The 1051-nt window shown below is 71.1% G+C and carries 1 protein-coding gene; it reads left to right on the plus strand.

The genetic code is table 11. From position 1 onward, the window contains the following. Window positions 1-206: 206 nt before the first annotated feature. Window positions 207-1051: LysR family transcriptional regulator (locus ABD993_RS36495; protein ID WP_345428974.1), on the plus strand; the 845-nt coding region annotated here is incomplete at its 3' end.

A 1051-nucleotide genomic window follows, 5' to 3' on the forward strand; every position in this document is an offset into this window, starting at 1 on the left:
GGCTCACGAAGATCTCGCGCACCCGCGGGTCCGCGGCGCCGCCGAAGGTCTTCTGCACGGCGTCGGTGATCGTTTCCTCGGTCAGGTCGATCGACATCGTTCGACTCCCTTCGTTCCGCTCTCACTGGTGAGCATCACGCCCAGGGGGTCATCTCGTCCAACGAAGACTTTCGATAGTCGCCATCTCGATGTGGGATACTCGAAGCGTGGACCTGCGCCAGCTCGGGTACTTCGTCGCGGTCGCCGAGGAACGCAGCTTCTCTCGCGGCGCCGAGCGAGTCCACGTCGTCCAGTCAGCCGTCTCGACCGCCGTCGCCAAGCTCGAACGCGAACTGGACATCCAACTCCTCGACCGGGCCGCGAACCCGGTGGCACTCACCCCGGCCGGTGCCGCGTTCCTCACCGAAGCGCGCGCCACGCTCAACTCGGCCCGGCGCGCGAAGAACGTGGTGGCGCCCTATCGCGAGCAGCTCTCCGGCCGCGTCGACCTGGGGACCCTCATGTCCTCCGGCCCGCTGGACCTGCCTGCCGCGCTCGGTCGCTTCCACACCCGCTACCCGCTGGTCTCGGTGCGGCTGCGGCAAAGCGTCGCCGGCACCGCCGGGCACCTCGACGCCATCGCCGAAGGAACCCTCGACCTCGCCTTGGTGGCCGCCCCCGCACCACCACCGAACATCACTCTCCGCACGATCGCCCAGGAGCCGCTGGTCCTGCTCTGCCGCCCCGATCACCGGCTCGGCACCCGCGACCAGGTGCGCGTGCCCGACCTCGCCACCGAAACGGTGATCTGCTTCGCCGAGGGGTGGGGCATCCGCCGACAGGCGGACGACGCCTTCACCGCCGCGGGCCTCACCCCGGACACGCCGTACGAGGTGTCCGACTACGACACCGCGTCCGGGCTCGTCCGCAACCGGCTCGGCGTCACCCTGCTGCCCGCCACCCCCGCCGGCCGCTACCCGGACCTCCGCGCCGTCGCCCTCACACCGGAGATCACCTGGACGCTGGCGCTCGCCACCTCGGCGCAGTTCCCGCCGTCCGCCGCCGCGACGGC

Origin of the sequence: Pseudonocardia xishanensis (assembly GCF_039541715.1) — a bacterium.
In the GTDB taxonomy this organism is placed as follows: domain Bacteria; phylum Actinomycetota; class Actinomycetes; order Mycobacteriales; family Pseudonocardiaceae; genus Pseudonocardia; species Pseudonocardia xishanensis.